Here is a 14,916-nt window from a genome sequence, read left to right as displayed (position 1 = left end):
CCATGCGAGTTTTGGCGGCGATGAGCGGGGGAGTGGACAGCTCTGTGGCGGCGGCGCGCCTTGTCGAGGCGGGCCACGACGTGGTCGGCGTGCACTTGGCCTTGTCGCGCGACCCGCAAGCCACCCGCGAATCGGCGCGCGGGTGCTGCTCGCTCGAAGACTCCGCCGACGCGCGCCGCGTGTGCGACAAGCTGGGCATTCCCTTCTACGTGTGGGACTTTTCGGACCGCTTCAAAGAAGAGGTCATTGACAACTTCGTCTGGTCCTACGAGCACGGCGAGACCCCGAACCCGTGCCTGCGCTGCAACGAGAAGATCAAGTTCGCCGCGCTGCTCGAGCGTGCCCTCGCCCTCGGCTTCGACGCCGTGGCCACCGGCCACTACGCCATCGTCGACGATGAGGGAAACCTGCGCCGCAGCGCGGACCCGGCAAAGGATCAGTCCTACGTGCTCGGTGTGCTCACCCGCCGCGAGCTGGACAAGTGCCTGTTTCCCGTCGGCGACACGGAGAAGCCGCTTATCCGCGAGGAGGCTGCCCGCTACGGCTTTTCGACGGCCACCAAGCCCGACTCCTACGACATTTGCTTCATCCCCGACGGCAACACTCAGGCCTTTTTGGGCTCGAGCATTGGCCTGCGCCCCGGCATGATCCGCGACCAGGACGGCACGGCGCTCAAGGAACACGACGGGGCTTTCCAGTACACGATCGGTCAGCGCCGCGGCCTAGACCTGCGCGTTCCCGCCGCGGACGGCAAGCCGCGCTACGTCACGGGCATCGACGCCGCAACGGGCGACGTCACCGTCGGCCCGCGCGAGGCGCTCAAGGTGCACGCGATCACCGCGGACCGCCTTAAGGTGCTGCACCCGGGAATGACCGGCAGCTTCGAGGCGCTGGTCCAGGTCCGGGCCCACGGCGGGGTCGTGGGGTGCCACGCCACGGTCGACGGAGACGCGATGACTCTCGCGCTGCACTCATCGTTGGAGGGGGTCGCGCCGGGCCAGGCGGCGGTGCTCTACCGGCCCGACCCCGACGGGCTGGGCGACGTGGTGCTCGGCTCCGGGACCATCTGCGAGACGGCGTAGGTACCGCACCCATGACCGCGTTCGGCCTCGGGGAGCTTCCCGGCACGGACTTGGCGGCGGCCGCCGAGATCGTGCTGGGCGAAAGCCCCACCCCGCACGTCCCGCAGCTGCCCGCCCGGGGAGCAGGCTCCGACCTCGTCGGCCGCACCGCCGCCCTTCTGGACATCCCCATTGACCTCGGGCCTCGCGGCTGGCGGGCGTCCACCCACCACCGTGCGGCGCGGGATCAGATGGCGCGAGACCTCGACCGGCTCGAGGAACTGTGGGCGGGGCAGGTCTCCGAGCTCAAGGTCCAGCTGGTGGGGCCGTGGACCCTAGCCGCCGAGATCGAGATGGCGAACGGCCATCGCATGATCACGGACAGCGGCGCGCTGCGCGATGTCACCGACGCTCTTTACGAGGCAGCGCGGACGCACCGGGCGGACGTGGAAAGGCGCTTCGGCGTGGGCACCATCCTGCAGCTCGACGAACCCTCGTTGCCGCAGGTCATGGCGGGCACCCTTGCGGGGGCGACCGACTACGAGACGATCCCTGCGGTGCCGGAGCCGGAGGAGCGGCTGGCGCTGTTTGACGCCCACCTGCTGCACACAACCGCCCTCGTGAACGTGCCGTGGCTCACCGTCGACATCGCCCGGCTGCGCGGCGCCGCGGACAAGGACGCCCTCGCCGCGCTCGTCGAGGGAGGAACCCGCATCGCTCTCGCCCCGGAGGCGCCGACGACGGTGTGGCGCTTTTTCGACGAGCTGGGCATCGACCCCGCGGAGGTGGAGATCGACGTGTGGGCGCGCCCAGCCGATACGGTCGCGGCGGCGGCCGCGAACTACCGCGCGGCGCGCGAGATGTGGGAGGGGCTGGAGTGAGCGCGCTTAGCCCGCCATCGGCCAGCTCACCGTCACCTGCGAGGCGTCGCGCCCGCGGGACTCGAGGTAGCTCTTGAAATCGGACTGCAGGGTGTAAAACTCCACGGCTTGGTATTCCATGAGCTCGCCGGGGTCCATCTGGGACAGCTCCGGCCACATGCGCACCTGCTTCCACGCGATGCGGGCCGCGGCCATGGCGTCGGAGGTAGCCTCGTGGGCGTTGTCGAGCTTGACGCCGTAAAACTCGCACAGCGCGCCCAGGTTGCGCTTGCCCTTGCGGTAGCGATCACGCGCGCGGTCGATGAGCAGCGGGTCGAAGACGGGGCCGGTGACGGTGAAATCCCCCGTCAGCGCGCGCAGCACGGAGAGGTCGTAGGGGGCGTTGAACACGATGAGCGTCAGCCCCTCGTCCCAGCCGCGCTTGATGGCGTCCACCGTCTCGCGCAGCACCTCGTCGTGGGGTCGCCCCTCGGCGCGGGCCTTCTCGGTGGTGATGCCGTGCACCGAAGCGGCGTCCTCGGGGATTTCCACGCCTGGGTCGGCGAGCTCCTCGGTGGCGGTGACCTCCGTGCCGTCGATACGCACGAGCGCGGAGGTGACAATGCGCGCGGTGGAGGTGTCGGTCGAGGTGGTCTCCAGGTCGAAGGAGAGCATGCGGGAGGCGTCGAACGTGGCCATGCGCCTTACTCTAGCGGGCGATCCGGACACGGAGACAACGATGGCTAAGCTTGGATGGGTGACTGATGAAACTGCTCTCTCTGCCGATGCCGATACACGCCGGAGGTGGGAGGAGCTGGCCTCGCAGGTGCGCCACCATCGCGACCTGTATTACAACGGCCAGCCGGTGATCTCCGACGGTGAGTTCGACGAGCTCTACCGGGCCCTCGAACAGCTCGAGCGCGAGCACCCCGAGCTGGCGGTGCCGGACTCGCCGACGAAGCAGGTCGGCGCGCCCACCTCGAGCGCGTTTGCGGACGTGACCCACCTCGAGCGGATGATGAGCCTCGACAACGTCTTCTCCGCCGAGGAACTCGCCGAGTGGCTGGCCAAGACGCCAGGCCCGTACCTCACCGAGCTGAAGATCGACGGGCTGAGCATTGACTTGGTGTACGAAAACGGCGAGCTCACCAGGGCCGCCACGCGTGGCGACGGCCGAGTGGGCGAAGACATCACCGCCAACGCGCGGGTGATCGAGGACATCCCCAAGAAACTTACTGGCGACGTCCCGCCGCTTCTCGAGGTCCGCGGCGAGGTCTTCATCCGCCCCGAGGACTTCCCCGAGCTCAACGAGCAGCGCATCGCCGAGGGGGGCAAGCCCTTCGCGAACCCCCGCAACACCGCGGCCGGTGCCTTGCGGCAGAAAAACCCGGAGGACGTGAAGAAGCGCAAGCTGCGCATGATCTGCCACGGCATCGGCGCCCGCGAGGGCTTCGCCCCGAAGACCCAGCACGAGGCGTACCGGAAGATGGCTGAGTGGGGTCTGCCTGTCTCCGAGTACACGCGCCGCGCCGAGACCGCCGCGCAGGTGCAGGAGGCGGTGGACTACTGGGCCGAGCACCGCCACGACGCGATCCACGAGATGGACGGGCTGGTGGTCAAGGTCGACAGCGTCTCTGCCCAGCGCGCCCTGGGCACGACGTCGCGCGCGCCGCGCTGGGCTATTGCCTACAAGTACCCGCCGGAGGAGGTGACCACGAAGCTGCTCGACATCCAGGTTTCTGTGGGGCGGACCGGGCGTGCCACCCCGTTCGCCGTGATGGAGCCGGTCCTCGTGTCCGGGTCCACGGTGTCGATGGCCACCCTGCACAACCAGGAGGAGGTCAAACGCAAGGGCGTGCTCATCGGGGACACGGTGGTGATCCGCAAGGCCGGCGAGATTATCCCGGAGGTACTCGGCCCCGTCGCCGACCTGCGCGACGGCACCGAGCGGGAGTTCGTCTACCCGGAGCACTGCCCGAGCTGCGGCACGACGCTCGCGCCCGCCAAGGAGGGCGACGCCGACTGGCGCTGCCCCAACACGCGGTCGTGCCCGGCGCAGCTGGCCCAGCGCCTGGAGTATCTTGCCGGCCGTGGTGCGTTCGACATTGAGGCCCTCGGAGAGAAGGGGGCGATTGACCTGACCTCCCGCGGCATCCTCACCGACGAGGGCGACCTGTTTGCGCTCACGGACGAGGACCTGAAGCGCTCCGCTGCGTACACCACGAAGAAGGGAGAGGTCAGTGCGAACGGGCGCAAGCTGCTGAACAACCTCGATTCGGCGCGCGAGACTGAGCTGTGGCGCGTGCTCGTCGCCCTGTCCATCCGCTACGTCGGCCCTACAGCCGCCCGCGCTCTCGCGGCGAGGTACAAGAGCATGGACGCGCTTATCGACGCCCCCGTCGCCGACCTGGCTGAAACCGACGGTGTCGGAGCCACCATCGCCGAGTCTTTTAAGGACTGGTTCGAGGTGGACTGGCACCGCGAGATCGTGCGCAAGTGGCGCGAGGCCGGCGTGAGCATGGAGGACACCTCCTCCGAGGACGTGCCGCAGACCCTGGCGGGGCTGACCGTGGTGGCCACAGGCAGCCTGGAGAACTTCACCCGCGACGAGGTGAAAGAGGCGATCCTCTCGCGCGGCGGCAAGGCGTCTGGCTCGGTGTCGAAGAAGACGGACTACGTCGTGGCGGGCGAGAACGCCGGCTCCAAGGCCACCAAAGCCGAGGAGCTGGGCGTGCGCATCCTCACTGAGGAGGAGTTTATGCGTCTTCTCGAGACCGGCGAGGTGTAGCCGCGAGCCGCGCTGTGCGGATACCGACGGCGAGTGCGCCGAGCGCCGCGAGCACCGGCCACACCCAGTAGGGGATGGTGCTGACCCAGTCGACGCCGCGGGAGAGCGGCAACGTCAGGGCCACGGACACGGCGACGGCGGCGACGCCCGCCACTGGGCGCCCCGTGCCCCGCACGGCGTCGTAGAGCGCCCCGGCGAGCAGCAAAACAATGGTGATGAGCAGGGCGAACGTCATCACTGTGCCTCCTTCGTTGAGGTGAGCAGGGCCACGCCGAGATCCTCGGTGTCGGCCGGGCTCGAGTTGACCACGAAGGCGGCCCGCGCCTCGTCGTCCGGGTCCCACACGAACATGGTGCGGTACCCGCCCGTGCCTCCGTTGTGGTAGGGGTAGGCCGCCCCTTCTGCGTCATACACGGACCACGCGTAGTCGGGGCGGCCGTGCTCGGCAACCCACGCGGCGTAGGCGGCCATGTCGGCGGCGGTGGAGCGGATCGCGCCAGCGGGGGCCCATCCGTCCATGACCCACGGCTCAGCGCGGCGACCGCTCGAGCCCACCCCGCGCGCCGGATCGTCAGCTGTCGCAGCGGGGGTGGCAAGATACGTCTGCGTCATCCCGGCCGGCTCAAAAATTCTCGTGCGCACGAGCTCCTCGTAGGTGGTGCCGGCGTTCCGGGCCAACAGCTGCCCCAGCAGGGCGTGACCGAAGTTGGAGTAGCTCCTGTCGCCTCTGCCCTCCACGGAGGCCTCAGCGGCCGCAGCGAGGATGTCCTCCGGGGTGTCGTCGCGGTAGGGGTTTCCGCCCTCGCGCAGGTTGGCGAGCAGGAGCTCGCCGGTGCCGAGGCCCTCCATGGAGTCGAGTCCAGAGGTGTGGTTGAGCAGCTCCTCGATGCGCACGTCGGCAACGGGCGCGCCGGGGACGTCGATAAGCTCGCCCACCGTCGTCTCGAGGCTGAGGGCGCCCTCCTCAATCTGCTGGCGTACGAGCTCGGCGTTAAAGGTCTTGGTGGCGGAGCCGATCTCGACCTCGGTGTACTCGTCGGCCCCAAGGCCGCCGTAGGTGACCTCGCCGTTGTCGTAGACGAAGGCGGTCAGGGTGCGGTGGCCGCGCTCCGCGTTGTCGCGGAGGATGGCCGCGATCTGCTCATCGCCGGTGCGTTCCTCGCTCAGGCTGACCGGGCGCGGGCCGAGGAGGAGGAACACGGCGAGCACGGCGATTCCCACCGCGACGCCGATGAGGCGGTGTGCGGTGGTCATCAGTGGGCCTCCGCAGCAGTAATGATGGTCATGAGGGGGATGACCCGGCTGGCGGGGACGGAGTAGGAGCCGGAGGTCTTGGCCACCCACCCGGCGGACTGGAGGGCGTTGAGGTGGTGGTAGGCCGTGCCGGCGGAGGAGACGACGCCTTCGCTCACGAGCTCGGCGGCCGTGCCGGGAGCACACAGGAGGCGGCGCAGGATCTCGCCGCGGATCGGGTGGGCAAGCGCCGCAAGACGCTCGATCTGATCGTCCCACTCGTTGTCGGCGACCCAGTGCGTGGGACGGACCCACTGGTAGTCGAAGGTGCGGCTGCCGGAGGTGACGGAGCCGCCGAACATGACGGCGCCGTCGGTCAGATCGGGGGAGTTCTTGACGGCGGCGACGATGTCGGGCAGGGAGGTGCCCGGGACGAGCGGGGGAGGCGTGTCCGAGGCGGGTGCGGAGGCGTCTTCGAGCGCGGCGACGCGTTGTTCGAGGTCGGTGATGCGGTCCGTGAGGTGGGAAGCGGTGCGGTCGGAGTCAGTGGATGTCATGGAATCTATAATTCCAAAACTATAGAACCGCCGCAAGGGCGAATTTAGCAGCGCAACAATGCCCCGATGATCGTGCCTAAGTCTCCGATCTGCGAGACCTCTGAGGCGAGAAAGTCCGGCCCGCCGACGCGCCCGATGACGAGCAGCAGGTCCGTGCCCGTCAGGGGGCAGGCCGCGACCGTCGTCTCCAGCAGCCACCACGGCTCCGGCACCCACACGTCGGACTCCTGGTGCAGGATCCGCGCCGAGTCGACCCCGATAGCGGCTGGGGAGGAGCCGTCGTCGGAGGGGGCTGCTTGCGACGCCGCGATCCGGCGCAGGCCGCCGCCGGTGTCCTCGAGGACGACGGCCCACGAGGAGGTCAAGGCCTGCGGCATGACGGAGACGAGCTCCTCCATCGCTGCGGTGACGTCGTTCGTCCGGGAGGCAATCCGCGCGAGCATTTCCACCTGGCCGCGGCGGTCTACCCGGCCGGTGAACGGGCGGATGCCGTCGACCTCGACGTCGTCCAGGCTGGCGGCGGCGGTGATGAGGGCGTCGACAAGCGTGCCCGTGGGAAGGTCGACGACGATGTCGTCGGTGACGGCGCCGCTGGCGTCGGTCTCCACGATATCCACGGAACGGATGTCGGCATCGATCATCCCGAACGCCTCCGCGAGTTGGCCGAGGCTGCCCGGCTGGTCGGGAAGGGTCACGCGGATGAGGTAGGACATGCTCACATTTATAGCACCGCGGGCATGTGAGACAGGCGTGAATCGAACACCGCGGCTGCTAAGATAGTGGCGTTTTACGTAGCCCGACCACGAAAGATTGGACCTACTTTGTCTTTGTCTGACGCTTTGTCTGAAACCTCAGGGATCTCACGCGACGAAGTCTCCCACATTGCCAAGCTCGCCCGCATCGCCATGAGCGAGGAGGAGCTCGACGACATCGCCGTGCAGCTCGATACCATCGTCGATGCAGTGTCCAAGGTGCAAAAAGTCGACACCGAGGGCGTCGAGCCGATGAGCCACCCGCACTCGCTCGAGGCGGGCATGCGCCCCGACGTGGAAAAGAAGACCCTCACCCAGCAGCAGGCGCTCGACCAGGCGCCCGCGGTGGAGGACGAGCGTTTTGTCGTTCCGCAGATCCTCGGGGAAGGTGAGTAAAATGACCGAGTACACCCTGCCGGCAGACGGCATTACCAGCCTGCCCGCCCACGAACTGGCGCAGAAGATCCAGTCCGGCGAGCTGACCTCCCGCGCGGTCACTGAGGCCTTCCTCGCCCGCATCGCGGAAACCGACGACGAACTTGGCGCCTTCCTCCACGTGGGCGCCGACGAGGCGCTCGCCGCCGCGGACGCCGTCGACGCGCAGGTCGCCGCGGGAGAGCAGCCCGCCTCGGCCCTGGCCGGCGTGCCGCTGGCGCTCAAAGACCTGCTGGTTACCACCGACGCTCCGACCACCGCGGCGTCCAAAATCCTCGAGGGCTACATGAGCCCCTACGACGCCACCGTGGTGGCCAAGCTGCGTGAGGCCGGCATCCCGATTTTGGGCAAGACCAACCTCGACGAGTTCGCTATGGGCTCGTCGACCGAGAACTCCGCGTACAAGCACACGAAGAACCCTCACGACCTCGAGCGCGTGCCCGGCGGCTCCGGCGGCGGCACGGCCGCGGCGCTCGCCGCGGGCCAGGCCCCGCTCGGCATCGGCACCGACACGGGCGGGTCGATCCGCCAGCCCGCCTCCCTGACCGGCACCGTCGGCGTCAAACCCACGTACGGCGCCGTCTCGCGCTACGGCGTCATCGCCTGTGCCTCCTCGCTCGACCAGGTTGGCCCGTGCGCCAACAATGTCCTGGACACGGCGCTGCTGCACGAGATCATCGCCGGCCACGACGAGTTCGACGCCACCTCCGTCGAGCGTGAGGTCGCCGATGTCGTCGCCGCAGCGCGCGAGGGCGCGTCCGGCGACCTGAACGGCCTGCGCATCGGCCGAGTCGCGCAGTTCGATCGCCCGGGCACCCAACAGGGCGTCACCGACGTCGTCGAGGCCGCCTACGCCCAGCTAGAGAAGCAGGGCGCCGAGATCATCGAGGTGGACTGCCCGGCCTTCGACGACGTCATGGGCGCCTACTACCTCATCCAGATGTCCGAGGTCTCCTCCAACCTCGCGCGCTTCGACGGCATGCGCTACGGCCTGCGGGAGGGTGACGACGGCACCCGCTCCGCGGAAGAGGTCATGGCGGCGACCCGCGGGGCCGGCTTCGGCCCCGAGGTCAAGCGCCGCATCCTGCTGGGCACCTACGCCCTGTCCGTCGGCTACTACGACGCCTACTACCTGCAGGCGCAGCGCGTGCGCACCCTCATCGCCGAGGACTTCCGGCGTGCCTTCGAGCGCGTCGACGTCATCGCCGGCCCCGCGGTCCCACAGACCGCCTTCAGGCTCGGCGACAAGGTCGACGACCCGCTGGCAATGTACAACTTCGACCTGTTCACCCTGCCGCTCAACCTCGCCGGCCTGCCCGGCATGTCCGTGCCCGCGGGTACCGCCCCCGACACCGGCCTGCCGGTGGGGTTGCAGCTGATCGCCCCCGCGTTCGAGGACGACCGGCTCTACCGCGTCGGCGCTGCGTTTGAGGCTGGGCTCGAGGCCGAGCGCAACGGCTAGTCGGGCGTCGCAAAGCAAAGCTGGCTAGGGTGGGGTGTATGCGACTCGCCACACTCACCTCCGGCGGTGACTGCCCGGGCCTCAACGCCGTCATCCGCGGTATCGTCCGCACAGCGAACGCCGAGTACGGCTCCACCGTCGTAGGCTACCGCGACGGCTGGGTCGGCCTCATGGAGGACCGGCGCGAGGACCTGTACGACGACGCCTTTATCGATTCCATCCTCCTGCGCGGCGGCACCATCCTCGGGACTGGGCGCCTCCACCCGGATAAGTTCAAGGCGGGGCTGGACCAGATCAAGGAGAACCTGAGCGACGCCGGGGTCGACGCGCTCATCGCGATCGGCGGCGAGGGCACCCTCAAGGGCGCACAGTGGCTGTCCGACAACGGCATCCCCGTCGTCGGGGTGCCCAAGACAATCGACAACGACGTCGCGTCCACCGACTACACCTTCGGCTTCGACACCGCCGTGTCCGTGGCCACCGACGCCATCGACAGGCTCCACACCACCGCGGAGTCGCACAACCGCATCCTCATCGTCGAGGTCATGGGACGGCACGTCGGCTGGATCGCCCTGCACGCCGGCATGGCGGGAGGGGCGCACTACACCGTCATCCCCGAGGAACCCTTCGACATCGCCGACATCTGCAAGGCCATGGAGCGACGCTTCCAGATGGGCGAGAAATACGGCATCATCGTCGTCGCCGAGGGCGCCGTACCCAAAGAAGGCACCATGGACGGGGACCTCGGTGAGGAGGACGAGTTCGGCCACATCACCTTCAACGGCATGGGCCAGATCATCGCAGACGAGGTGAAAAACCGCCTCGGCTACGACGTACGCACCACCGTCCTCGGCCACATCCAGCGCGGAGGCACCCCGACCGCCTTCGACCGCGTGCTGGCCACCCGTTACGGGGTCCACGCCGCCCGCGCGGCCCACGAGGGAAACTTCGGCACCTGCGTGGCCCTGCACGGCGAAGACATCGAGCTTGTCGGCCTCGCAGATGCCGTCGCTCACCTCAAGACGGTGCCGGCGGGCCGCTACGCCACGGCGCGCACGATGTTCACATAAAATTATATTTCGTTTCGGGGGGCCAGCCGCTACTATCCTTCCCATGATGAACGCGCAGCGCGCCGCAGCGGTCGTACCGCTCATGAGCTCGGGGTCCGCACAGGACGGTGGCATGGTCCTCGGCAGCTCCCCGGTTCGCCTCGAACCACTCTCGTCCACGCACGCCGAGGACCTTGCCCGCGCCGCCGCCACCCTGCCCGACATTTGGTACGTCGACCACGTGCCCGCCCCCGAGGGCGTCGGTGAGCAGATTGCCTTCCTCGTGGCGAGCGACAACTACCGCCCGTGGGCCATTATCGACGCCGCAGCGAACCGCGCCGTCGGCATCACCTGCATCTACAACGTCGACGAGCACAACAAGCACTGCGAGCTCGGCCACACCTGGATTTCCGCCGACGTCCAAGGCAGCTACGTCAACCCGGCGGCCAAGCTCCTGCTGCTCACCCACGTCTTCGAGGATCTTCGCTTCATGCGCGCCGAGTTCCGGTGCCATACCATGAATTTCCAGTCCCGCCGCGCGCTGGAGCGGCTCGGCGCCAAGTTCGAGGGAGAGCTGCGCCGCTACCGCATCATGAACAACGGCACGGTGCGCGATTCGCGCATTTACTCCATCCTCGACTACGAGTGGCCCATGGTGAAGTGCGGGCTGGAGGCGCGCCTGGCGTAGGCCCTGCCCGCTCGCGCGCAAACCCGCACCCTGCCGCCGCCGGGGGAGGGCGCGAACTAGACTGGTGCGCATGACTGCCTACGACCTGATGGATTACAGCGAGGTGCTGGAGAAATACGACCCGGTGATGGGGCTCGAGGTGCACGTCGAGCTCGCCACCGAGACGAAGATGTTCTCCACCGCCTCGGCGCACTTCGGCGCTGAGCCCAATACCAACATTGACCCCGTGTCGCTGGGCTTGCCGGGGGCGCTTCCGGTCGTCAACGCCAAGGGCGTCGAGTGGGCCATCAAGATTGGCCTGGCGCTCAACTGCACAATCGCGGAGCGCTCGCGCTTCGCACGCAAGAACTACTTCTACCCGGACCAGCCGAAAAACTACCAGATCTCGCAGTACGACGAGCCGATTGCCTACGACGGATACCTCGACGTCGTCCTTGAGGACGGGACCGAATGGCGCGTGGAGATCGAGCGTGCGCACATGGAAGAGGACACCGGCAAGCTGACGCACCTCGGCTCGGCGTCGGGCCGGATCACGGGCGCCACCGCCTCCCTCGTGGACTGCAACCGCGCGGGCATCCCCTTGATCGAGATCGTGACCAAGCCCATCATCGGAGCAGGAGAGCGCGCCCCCGAGGTGGCCAAGGCGTACGTCGGGGCGCTGCGCGAGCTGGTCAAGGCGCTCGGCGTCTCCGACGCCCGCATGGACCAGGGCAGCATGCGTTGCGACGCCAACGTGTCCCTGCGCCCGATCGGCCAGGAGGCGTTTGGCACCCGCACCGAGACGAAGAACATCAACTCGCTGAAGTCGGTGGAGCAGGCCGTGCGCTTCGAGATGATGCGCCAGGGCGCAGCGCTCGATAAGGGGGAGGAGATCGTCCAAGAGACCCGCCACTATCAGGAGAAGGACGGGACCACCTCGAAGGGGCGCCCGAAGGAGGAGGCGAGCGACTACCGCTACTTCAACGACCCAGACTTGCCGCCGGTGGTGGCCACCCCGGAGTGGGTCGAGGAGATCCGCGCGACGCTGCCGGAGCTGCCGTGGGTGCGCCGCGCGCGCATCCAGGAGGAGTGGCAACTGCCGGAAAAGGAGTTCCGCGACCTTGTCAACGCCGGCGCGCTCGACCTCGTGGCGGACACCGTCGAGGCCGGGACCACGCCGGACGAAGCGCGCGCATGGTGGGTGTCCTACATCATGTCCAAGGCGAACGAGCTCGGCCGCGACCTCGATGCGGTCGGGGTGGAGCCGACAGACGTCGCCCGGGTCGTTGAGCTGGTCAAGGAAGGCAAGCTCACGACGAAGCTCGGGCGCCAGGCCATCGACGGCGTCATCGAGGGGGAGGGCAGCGTCGACGAGGTCGTCGATAAGCGAGGCCTTGAGGTCGTGCGCGACGACGGCGCCATCGAGAAGGCTGTCGACGACGCGCTCGCCGCGAACCCCGACATCGTGGAGAAGTACCGGGCCGGAAACACAAAGGTTACCGGTGCGATCGTCGGCGCGGTGATGAAGGCGACGCAGGGCAAGGCGGACCCTGGCCAGGTGAACAAGCTCATCGCCGACAAGCTGAAGTAACGAGCGGTGAACGAGAACGCCCCCGGCTCACAGTGAACGGTGAGCCGGGGGCGTCGGTCGTTTCGCTTAGCGCTTGTTGTCGTCGTGCGGGGAGACGGCCGGGAAGGACCCGGTCTCGTACATCTCCTCGTAGGCCGCCCAGTTGATCGGGGCGTCCTCGGCCGCGGGGGCGCCGTCGTAGGAGTCGGCCTCGGGGTTAAGCGCCGGGTTGTCCTCGAGCGAGAACTCGCTCGAGGGGTCGGCGTCAAGGTCCGCGGCGACCTCCTCCTGCACCGACTGCCACAGGCGCGAATCGTGGACGTTGGAGGCGTCGACAAGGCTTTCCACCTCGCGGCGTTGGTCCGGCGTGAGGTCGTCCTCGCCGGGGTCGAGCGCGCTGGTGGCCAGGCTGGTGAGGCGCTCGCGGCGACGGGTCTCCGCGTTGATGCCAGCCCGACCCTTGAGCCACGAGACGACCATGACCACGATGAGCACCATGCCGAGGTAGCCCAGCACCGGGTAGACCCAGCTGACCAGGTCGGCGAAGCCGATAAAGGAGAGGGCAAACCCGATGAGCACCACCGTGAAGTACACCGGGCGGAAGCGCTCCGGGTGCGAGGCGGTGATGCGCCGCGCCATGGCGTAGAACATTCCCACCGCAGTGTTGTAGACCATCATGTAAATGACGATGGCCACGATCACGCCCACCGCCGGGTGCATCGTGTTAAACACCATGAGCAGCGGGAAGTCCGCGCCGACCGCCGACTCCATGTTGAGGAAGATGATGAAGACGAGGACGACGAGCAGCGCGGCGTAGAGCATGCCGCCGATCAGGCCGCCGACGCCCGCCTCGCGCGGGTTGAGCTGGGAGCCGGCGATGACGAGGATCATGGATACGGCCATGATGATGCACAGCGCGGCGTAGTTCAACGCCGAGACCAGCCAGTTGTTGAACACGCCAGCGGTCGGCTCGTTCTGCAGGGCCAGTTCGTTGAGTCCGCCGATGTGCTCGGGCATGTTGAGGATGGTCACCACCAGGGCGGCGAGCACGGCAAGGATGAGGAAGGGCGTGATCGCCGAAATAACCCGCGTCAGCTTATCGACGTCCAAAAAGCCCGACAGGAGAAGGAACACCGTCATGATGGCGGCGCCGACCCAGGTGGGGAAGCCGAACTGCTGGTCCAAGTTGGAGCCCGCGCCGGCGATCATGACGAAGCCGATGGAAAACAGCGTCAGCATGGTCGCGACATCCATGAAGGCGGACACGGCCGGGTAGGACACGTGGCGGAACACGGCGCTGTGGTCGTCAGCGAGGTAGTAGGATCCGAGCTGGAACAGGGTCGCGCCGACCACGACGATGGTGATGCCGGCGACGATTGCCCCGACGATGCCCCAGTATCCGTACGCAAGGAAATACTGCATGGTCTCCTGGCCCGAGGCGAACCCAGCGCCGACGAGGAGACCAACGAAGGCGAGGGCGACCGTTACCGATTTTCTCATGTCACTTCCTAGAAATAGTGGAGAAACTAGCGGCGAATAAGCCTACCAAACGTCTGGGGTAATCCTGATATCGCGATTTCGGCTGTTCGGCGCTGCGAAAAACTTTGGGGCCACGCCGCGCGCGCTCTCCGGGACGGGGGGCAGACTCGCATACTGTCGGGTGCATGAGTGACAACACACGGCGTGACGTAACCTCCGAGGACTTCGACGACCTGCCGGAGGTTCCCACCTACACGGGCGAGACAGGGAGCACAAAAGTTCCCACGCCCCCGCAGGATATTTACCAGCGCACTGGAAAAGCCGCCCCGACCGAGGTGTTCCCGGCGAGCCCCACGCCCGCGCCAGCGCCCGCCGCAGCGCCAGCGGCCGTGCCTTTTGCCGGGGAGCCCACCGAGTACCTGGCCCCGGGCGAGGCGGGCCCGCTCGGCGAGGAGGTCGTCGCCGAGCCCCTCGCGCGGCGCGGCACCACCGACTTCGGCCTGCTTCTGCTGCGGGTACTGGTCGGCGGCTACCTCATCCTCGACGCTCTGAAGGTCTTCTTTGGCCTCGGCGGTTCCGCCGGGATCGCTGGGCTCGAAGGGGAGTTTGCTGCGTACCCGTACGGAGAGGCGCTCGCCGTCGTTGTCCCCACCCTTGAGCTCGCCGCCGGAGTGTTCCTCGTGCTCGGCCTACTCGCCCCTGTCGCGGCGTTGGTCGCGCTTGCGGTCACGGGCTTCCTGCTGGCCCACGTGGTGGCCGCCTCCCCCGCGGGGGCAAACCCGTTCACGTGGGACGCGGCCGTGTGGCTGGCCGTGTTTGTGTTCGCCGCGAGCCTCGTGCTGCAGTTCACGGGCCCAGGCCTCTACGGCGTGGACGCGGGACGCAGCTGGGCCCGACGCCCCCTGGCCAGCTCGTGGATCTGCGCGGCGCTTGGCGTCGCCGCCGCGGGCGTGATGTGGTGGTTTGGCACCGGCATCAACCCGCTGGCCTAGGCGCCGATAAG

At 68.0% G+C, this 14,916-nt stretch carries 15 protein-coding genes; 9 read left to right on the top strand and 6 right to left on the bottom strand.

Annotated features, from left to right (window positions below; genetic code table 11):
- Positions 1 to 2: 2 nt before the first annotated feature.
- Together mnmA and BLT81_RS05585 are read left to right on the top strand one after the other, a co-directional pair.
- Positions 3 to 1,082 (top strand): tRNA 2-thiouridine(34) synthase MnmA, encoded by a 1,080-nt coding sequence (gene mnmA / locus BLT81_RS05590; RefSeq protein ID WP_040421801.1) that lies wholly within the window; start codon positions 3 to 5, stop codon positions 1,080 to 1,082.
- Between the two features lie 11 nt (positions 1,083 to 1,093).
- Positions 1,094 to 1,942 carry a uroporphyrinogen decarboxylase/cobalamine-independent methonine synthase family protein gene (locus BLT81_RS05585; protein WP_019195009.1) on the top strand — a complete coding sequence of 283 codons (849 nt, stop codon included), beginning with the start codon at positions 1,094 to 1,096 and terminating at the stop codon, positions 1,940 to 1,942.
- Between the two features lie 6 nt (positions 1,943 to 1,948).
- Here BLT81_RS05585 and BLT81_RS05580 read toward each other — a convergent pair whose 3' ends face one another.
- Positions 1,949 to 2,620, bottom strand: a complete 672-nt coding sequence (locus BLT81_RS05580) for a 3'-5' exonuclease (protein ID WP_019195008.1) — start codon at positions 2,618 to 2,620, stop codon at positions 1,949 to 1,951.
- Positions 2,621 to 2,660: 40 nt separating this feature from the next.
- Here BLT81_RS05580 and ligA point away from each other — a divergent pair, with 40 nt between their 5' ends.
- Complete coding sequence (ligA, locus tag BLT81_RS05575; RefSeq protein WP_081583009.1) at positions 2,661 to 4,709, top strand: NAD-dependent DNA ligase LigA; 2,049 nt, start codon at positions 2,661 to 2,663, stop codon at positions 4,707 to 4,709.
- Here the strand turns inward: ligA and BLT81_RS05570 are convergent.
- From BLT81_RS05570 to BLT81_RS05555, 4 genes are read right to left on the bottom strand one after another with little or no spacing between them, the layout of a single operon-like run.
- Positions 4,678 to 4,944, bottom strand: coding sequence for a hypothetical protein (locus tag BLT81_RS05570; protein WP_019195006.1), 267 nt, complete (start codon positions 4,942 to 4,944; stop codon positions 4,678 to 4,680). The genes ligA and BLT81_RS05570 overlap by 32 nt on opposite strands.
- Positions 4,944 to 5,963 (bottom strand): serine hydrolase domain-containing protein, encoded by a 1,020-nt coding sequence (locus tag BLT81_RS05565; RefSeq protein ID WP_019195005.1) that lies wholly within the window; start codon positions 5,961 to 5,963, stop codon positions 4,944 to 4,946. Before BLT81_RS05565 ends, BLT81_RS05570 begins: the two co-directional genes overlap by 1 nt.
- Positions 5,963 to 6,499 carry a winged helix-turn-helix domain-containing protein gene (locus BLT81_RS05560; protein WP_019195004.1) on the bottom strand — a complete coding sequence of 179 codons (537 nt, stop codon included), beginning with the start codon at positions 6,497 to 6,499 and terminating at the stop codon, positions 5,963 to 5,965. The genes BLT81_RS05565 and BLT81_RS05560 overlap by 1 nt, the downstream gene beginning before the upstream one ends.
- Before the next feature lie 44 nt (positions 6,500 to 6,543).
- Positions 6,544 to 7,212 (bottom strand): ACT domain-containing protein, encoded by a 669-nt coding sequence (locus BLT81_RS05555; RefSeq protein WP_019195003.1) that lies wholly within the window; start codon positions 7,210 to 7,212, stop codon positions 6,544 to 6,546.
- A gap of 126 nt (positions 7,213 to 7,338) precedes the next feature.
- On the opposite strand from BLT81_RS05555, the gene gatC reads away from it, so the two are divergent.
- From gatC to gatB, 5 genes are all read left to right on the top strand, one after another.
- Positions 7,339 to 7,647 carry an Asp-tRNA(Asn)/Glu-tRNA(Gln) amidotransferase subunit GatC gene (gatC, locus tag BLT81_RS05550; protein ID WP_019195002.1) on the top strand — a complete coding sequence of 103 codons (309 nt, stop codon included), beginning with the start codon at positions 7,339 to 7,341 and terminating at the stop codon, positions 7,645 to 7,647.
- A 1-nt stretch (position 7,648) separates the two neighbouring features.
- Entirely contained in the window at positions 7,649 to 9,148 is a 1,500-nt protein-coding gene (gene gatA / locus BLT81_RS05545; protein WP_019195001.1) for an Asp-tRNA(Asn)/Glu-tRNA(Gln) amidotransferase subunit GatA, read from the top strand.
- A 38-nt stretch (positions 9,149 to 9,186) separates the two neighbouring features.
- Positions 9,187 to 10,218 carry an ATP-dependent 6-phosphofructokinase gene (locus BLT81_RS05540; protein WP_019195000.1) on the top strand — a complete coding sequence of 344 codons (1,032 nt, stop codon included), beginning with the start codon at positions 9,187 to 9,189 and terminating at the stop codon, positions 10,216 to 10,218.
- Between the two features lie 43 nt (positions 10,219 to 10,261).
- Entirely contained in the window at positions 10,262 to 10,885 is a 624-nt protein-coding gene (locus BLT81_RS05535; protein ID WP_231286686.1) for a GNAT family N-acetyltransferase, read from the top strand.
- A gap of 70 nt (positions 10,886 to 10,955) precedes the next feature.
- Positions 10,956 to 12,455 carry an Asp-tRNA(Asn)/Glu-tRNA(Gln) amidotransferase subunit GatB gene (gene gatB, locus BLT81_RS05530; protein ID WP_019194998.1) on the top strand — a complete coding sequence of 500 codons (1,500 nt, stop codon included), beginning with the start codon at positions 10,956 to 10,958 and terminating at the stop codon, positions 12,453 to 12,455.
- A gap of 66 nt (positions 12,456 to 12,521) precedes the next feature.
- Here gatB and BLT81_RS05525 read toward each other — a convergent pair whose 3' ends face one another.
- On the bottom strand, positions 12,522 to 13,934 hold the full coding sequence (locus tag BLT81_RS05525) for a YkvI family membrane protein (protein WP_019194997.1): 1,413 nt from the start codon (positions 13,932 to 13,934) through the stop codon (positions 12,522 to 12,524).
- A gap of 164 nt (positions 13,935 to 14,098) precedes the next feature.
- On the opposite strand from BLT81_RS05525, the gene BLT81_RS05520 reads away from it, so the two are divergent.
- Positions 14,099 to 14,905, top strand: a complete 807-nt coding sequence (locus BLT81_RS05520) for a DoxX family protein (RefSeq protein WP_019194996.1) — start codon at positions 14,099 to 14,101, stop codon at positions 14,903 to 14,905.
- The last annotated feature ends 11 nt before the right edge of the window (positions 14,906 to 14,916 follow it).

Origin of the sequence: Corynebacterium timonense, from assembly GCF_900105305.1 — a bacterium.
In the GTDB taxonomy this organism is placed as follows: Bacteria; Actinomycetota; Actinomycetes; order Mycobacteriales; family Mycobacteriaceae; genus Corynebacterium; species Corynebacterium timonense.
This window is presented reverse-complemented; position numbering and strand designations above follow the sequence as displayed.

Excerpts from the sequence above, each read along its gene's own strand:
- mnmA (WP_040421801.1), top strand. The coding sequence starts at position 3 with ATGCGAGTTTTGGCGGCGATGAGCGGGGGAGTGGACAGCTCTGTGGCG.
- BLT81_RS05585 (WP_019195009.1), top strand. The coding sequence starts at position 1,094 with ATGACCGCGTTCGGCCTCGGGGAGCTTCCCGGCACGGACTTGGCGGCG.
- BLT81_RS05580 (WP_019195008.1), bottom strand. The coding sequence starts at position 2,620 with ATGGCCACGTTCGACGCCTCCCGCATGCTCTCCTTCGACCTGGAGACC.
- ligA (WP_081583009.1), top strand. The coding sequence starts at position 2,661 with ATGGCTAAGCTTGGATGGGTGACTGATGAAACTGCTCTCTCTGCCGAT.
- BLT81_RS05570 (WP_019195006.1), bottom strand. The coding sequence starts at position 4,944 with ATGACGTTCGCCCTGCTCATCACCATTGTTTTGCTGCTCGCCGGGGCG.
- BLT81_RS05565 (WP_019195005.1), bottom strand. The coding sequence starts at position 5,963 with ATGACCACCGCACACCGCCTCATCGGCGTCGCGGTGGGAATCGCCGTG.
- BLT81_RS05560 (WP_019195004.1), bottom strand. The coding sequence starts at position 6,499 with ATGACATCCACTGACTCCGACCGCACCGCTTCCCACCTCACGGACCGC.
- BLT81_RS05555 (WP_019195003.1), bottom strand. The coding sequence starts at position 7,212 with ATGTCCTACCTCATCCGCGTGACCCTTCCCGACCAGCCGGGCAGCCTC.
- gatA (WP_019195001.1), top strand. The coding sequence starts at position 7,649 with ATGACCGAGTACACCCTGCCGGCAGACGGCATTACCAGCCTGCCCGCC.
- BLT81_RS05540 (WP_019195000.1), top strand. The coding sequence starts at position 9,187 with ATGCGACTCGCCACACTCACCTCCGGCGGTGACTGCCCGGGCCTCAAC.
- BLT81_RS05535 (WP_231286686.1), top strand. The coding sequence starts at position 10,262 with ATGATGAACGCGCAGCGCGCCGCAGCGGTCGTACCGCTCATGAGCTCG.
- gatB (WP_019194998.1), top strand. The coding sequence starts at position 10,956 with ATGACTGCCTACGACCTGATGGATTACAGCGAGGTGCTGGAGAAATAC.
- BLT81_RS05525 (WP_019194997.1), bottom strand. The coding sequence starts at position 13,934 with ATGAGAAAATCGGTAACGGTCGCCCTCGCCTTCGTTGGTCTCCTCGTC.
- BLT81_RS05520 (WP_019194996.1), top strand. The coding sequence starts at position 14,099 with ATGAGTGACAACACACGGCGTGACGTAACCTCCGAGGACTTCGACGAC.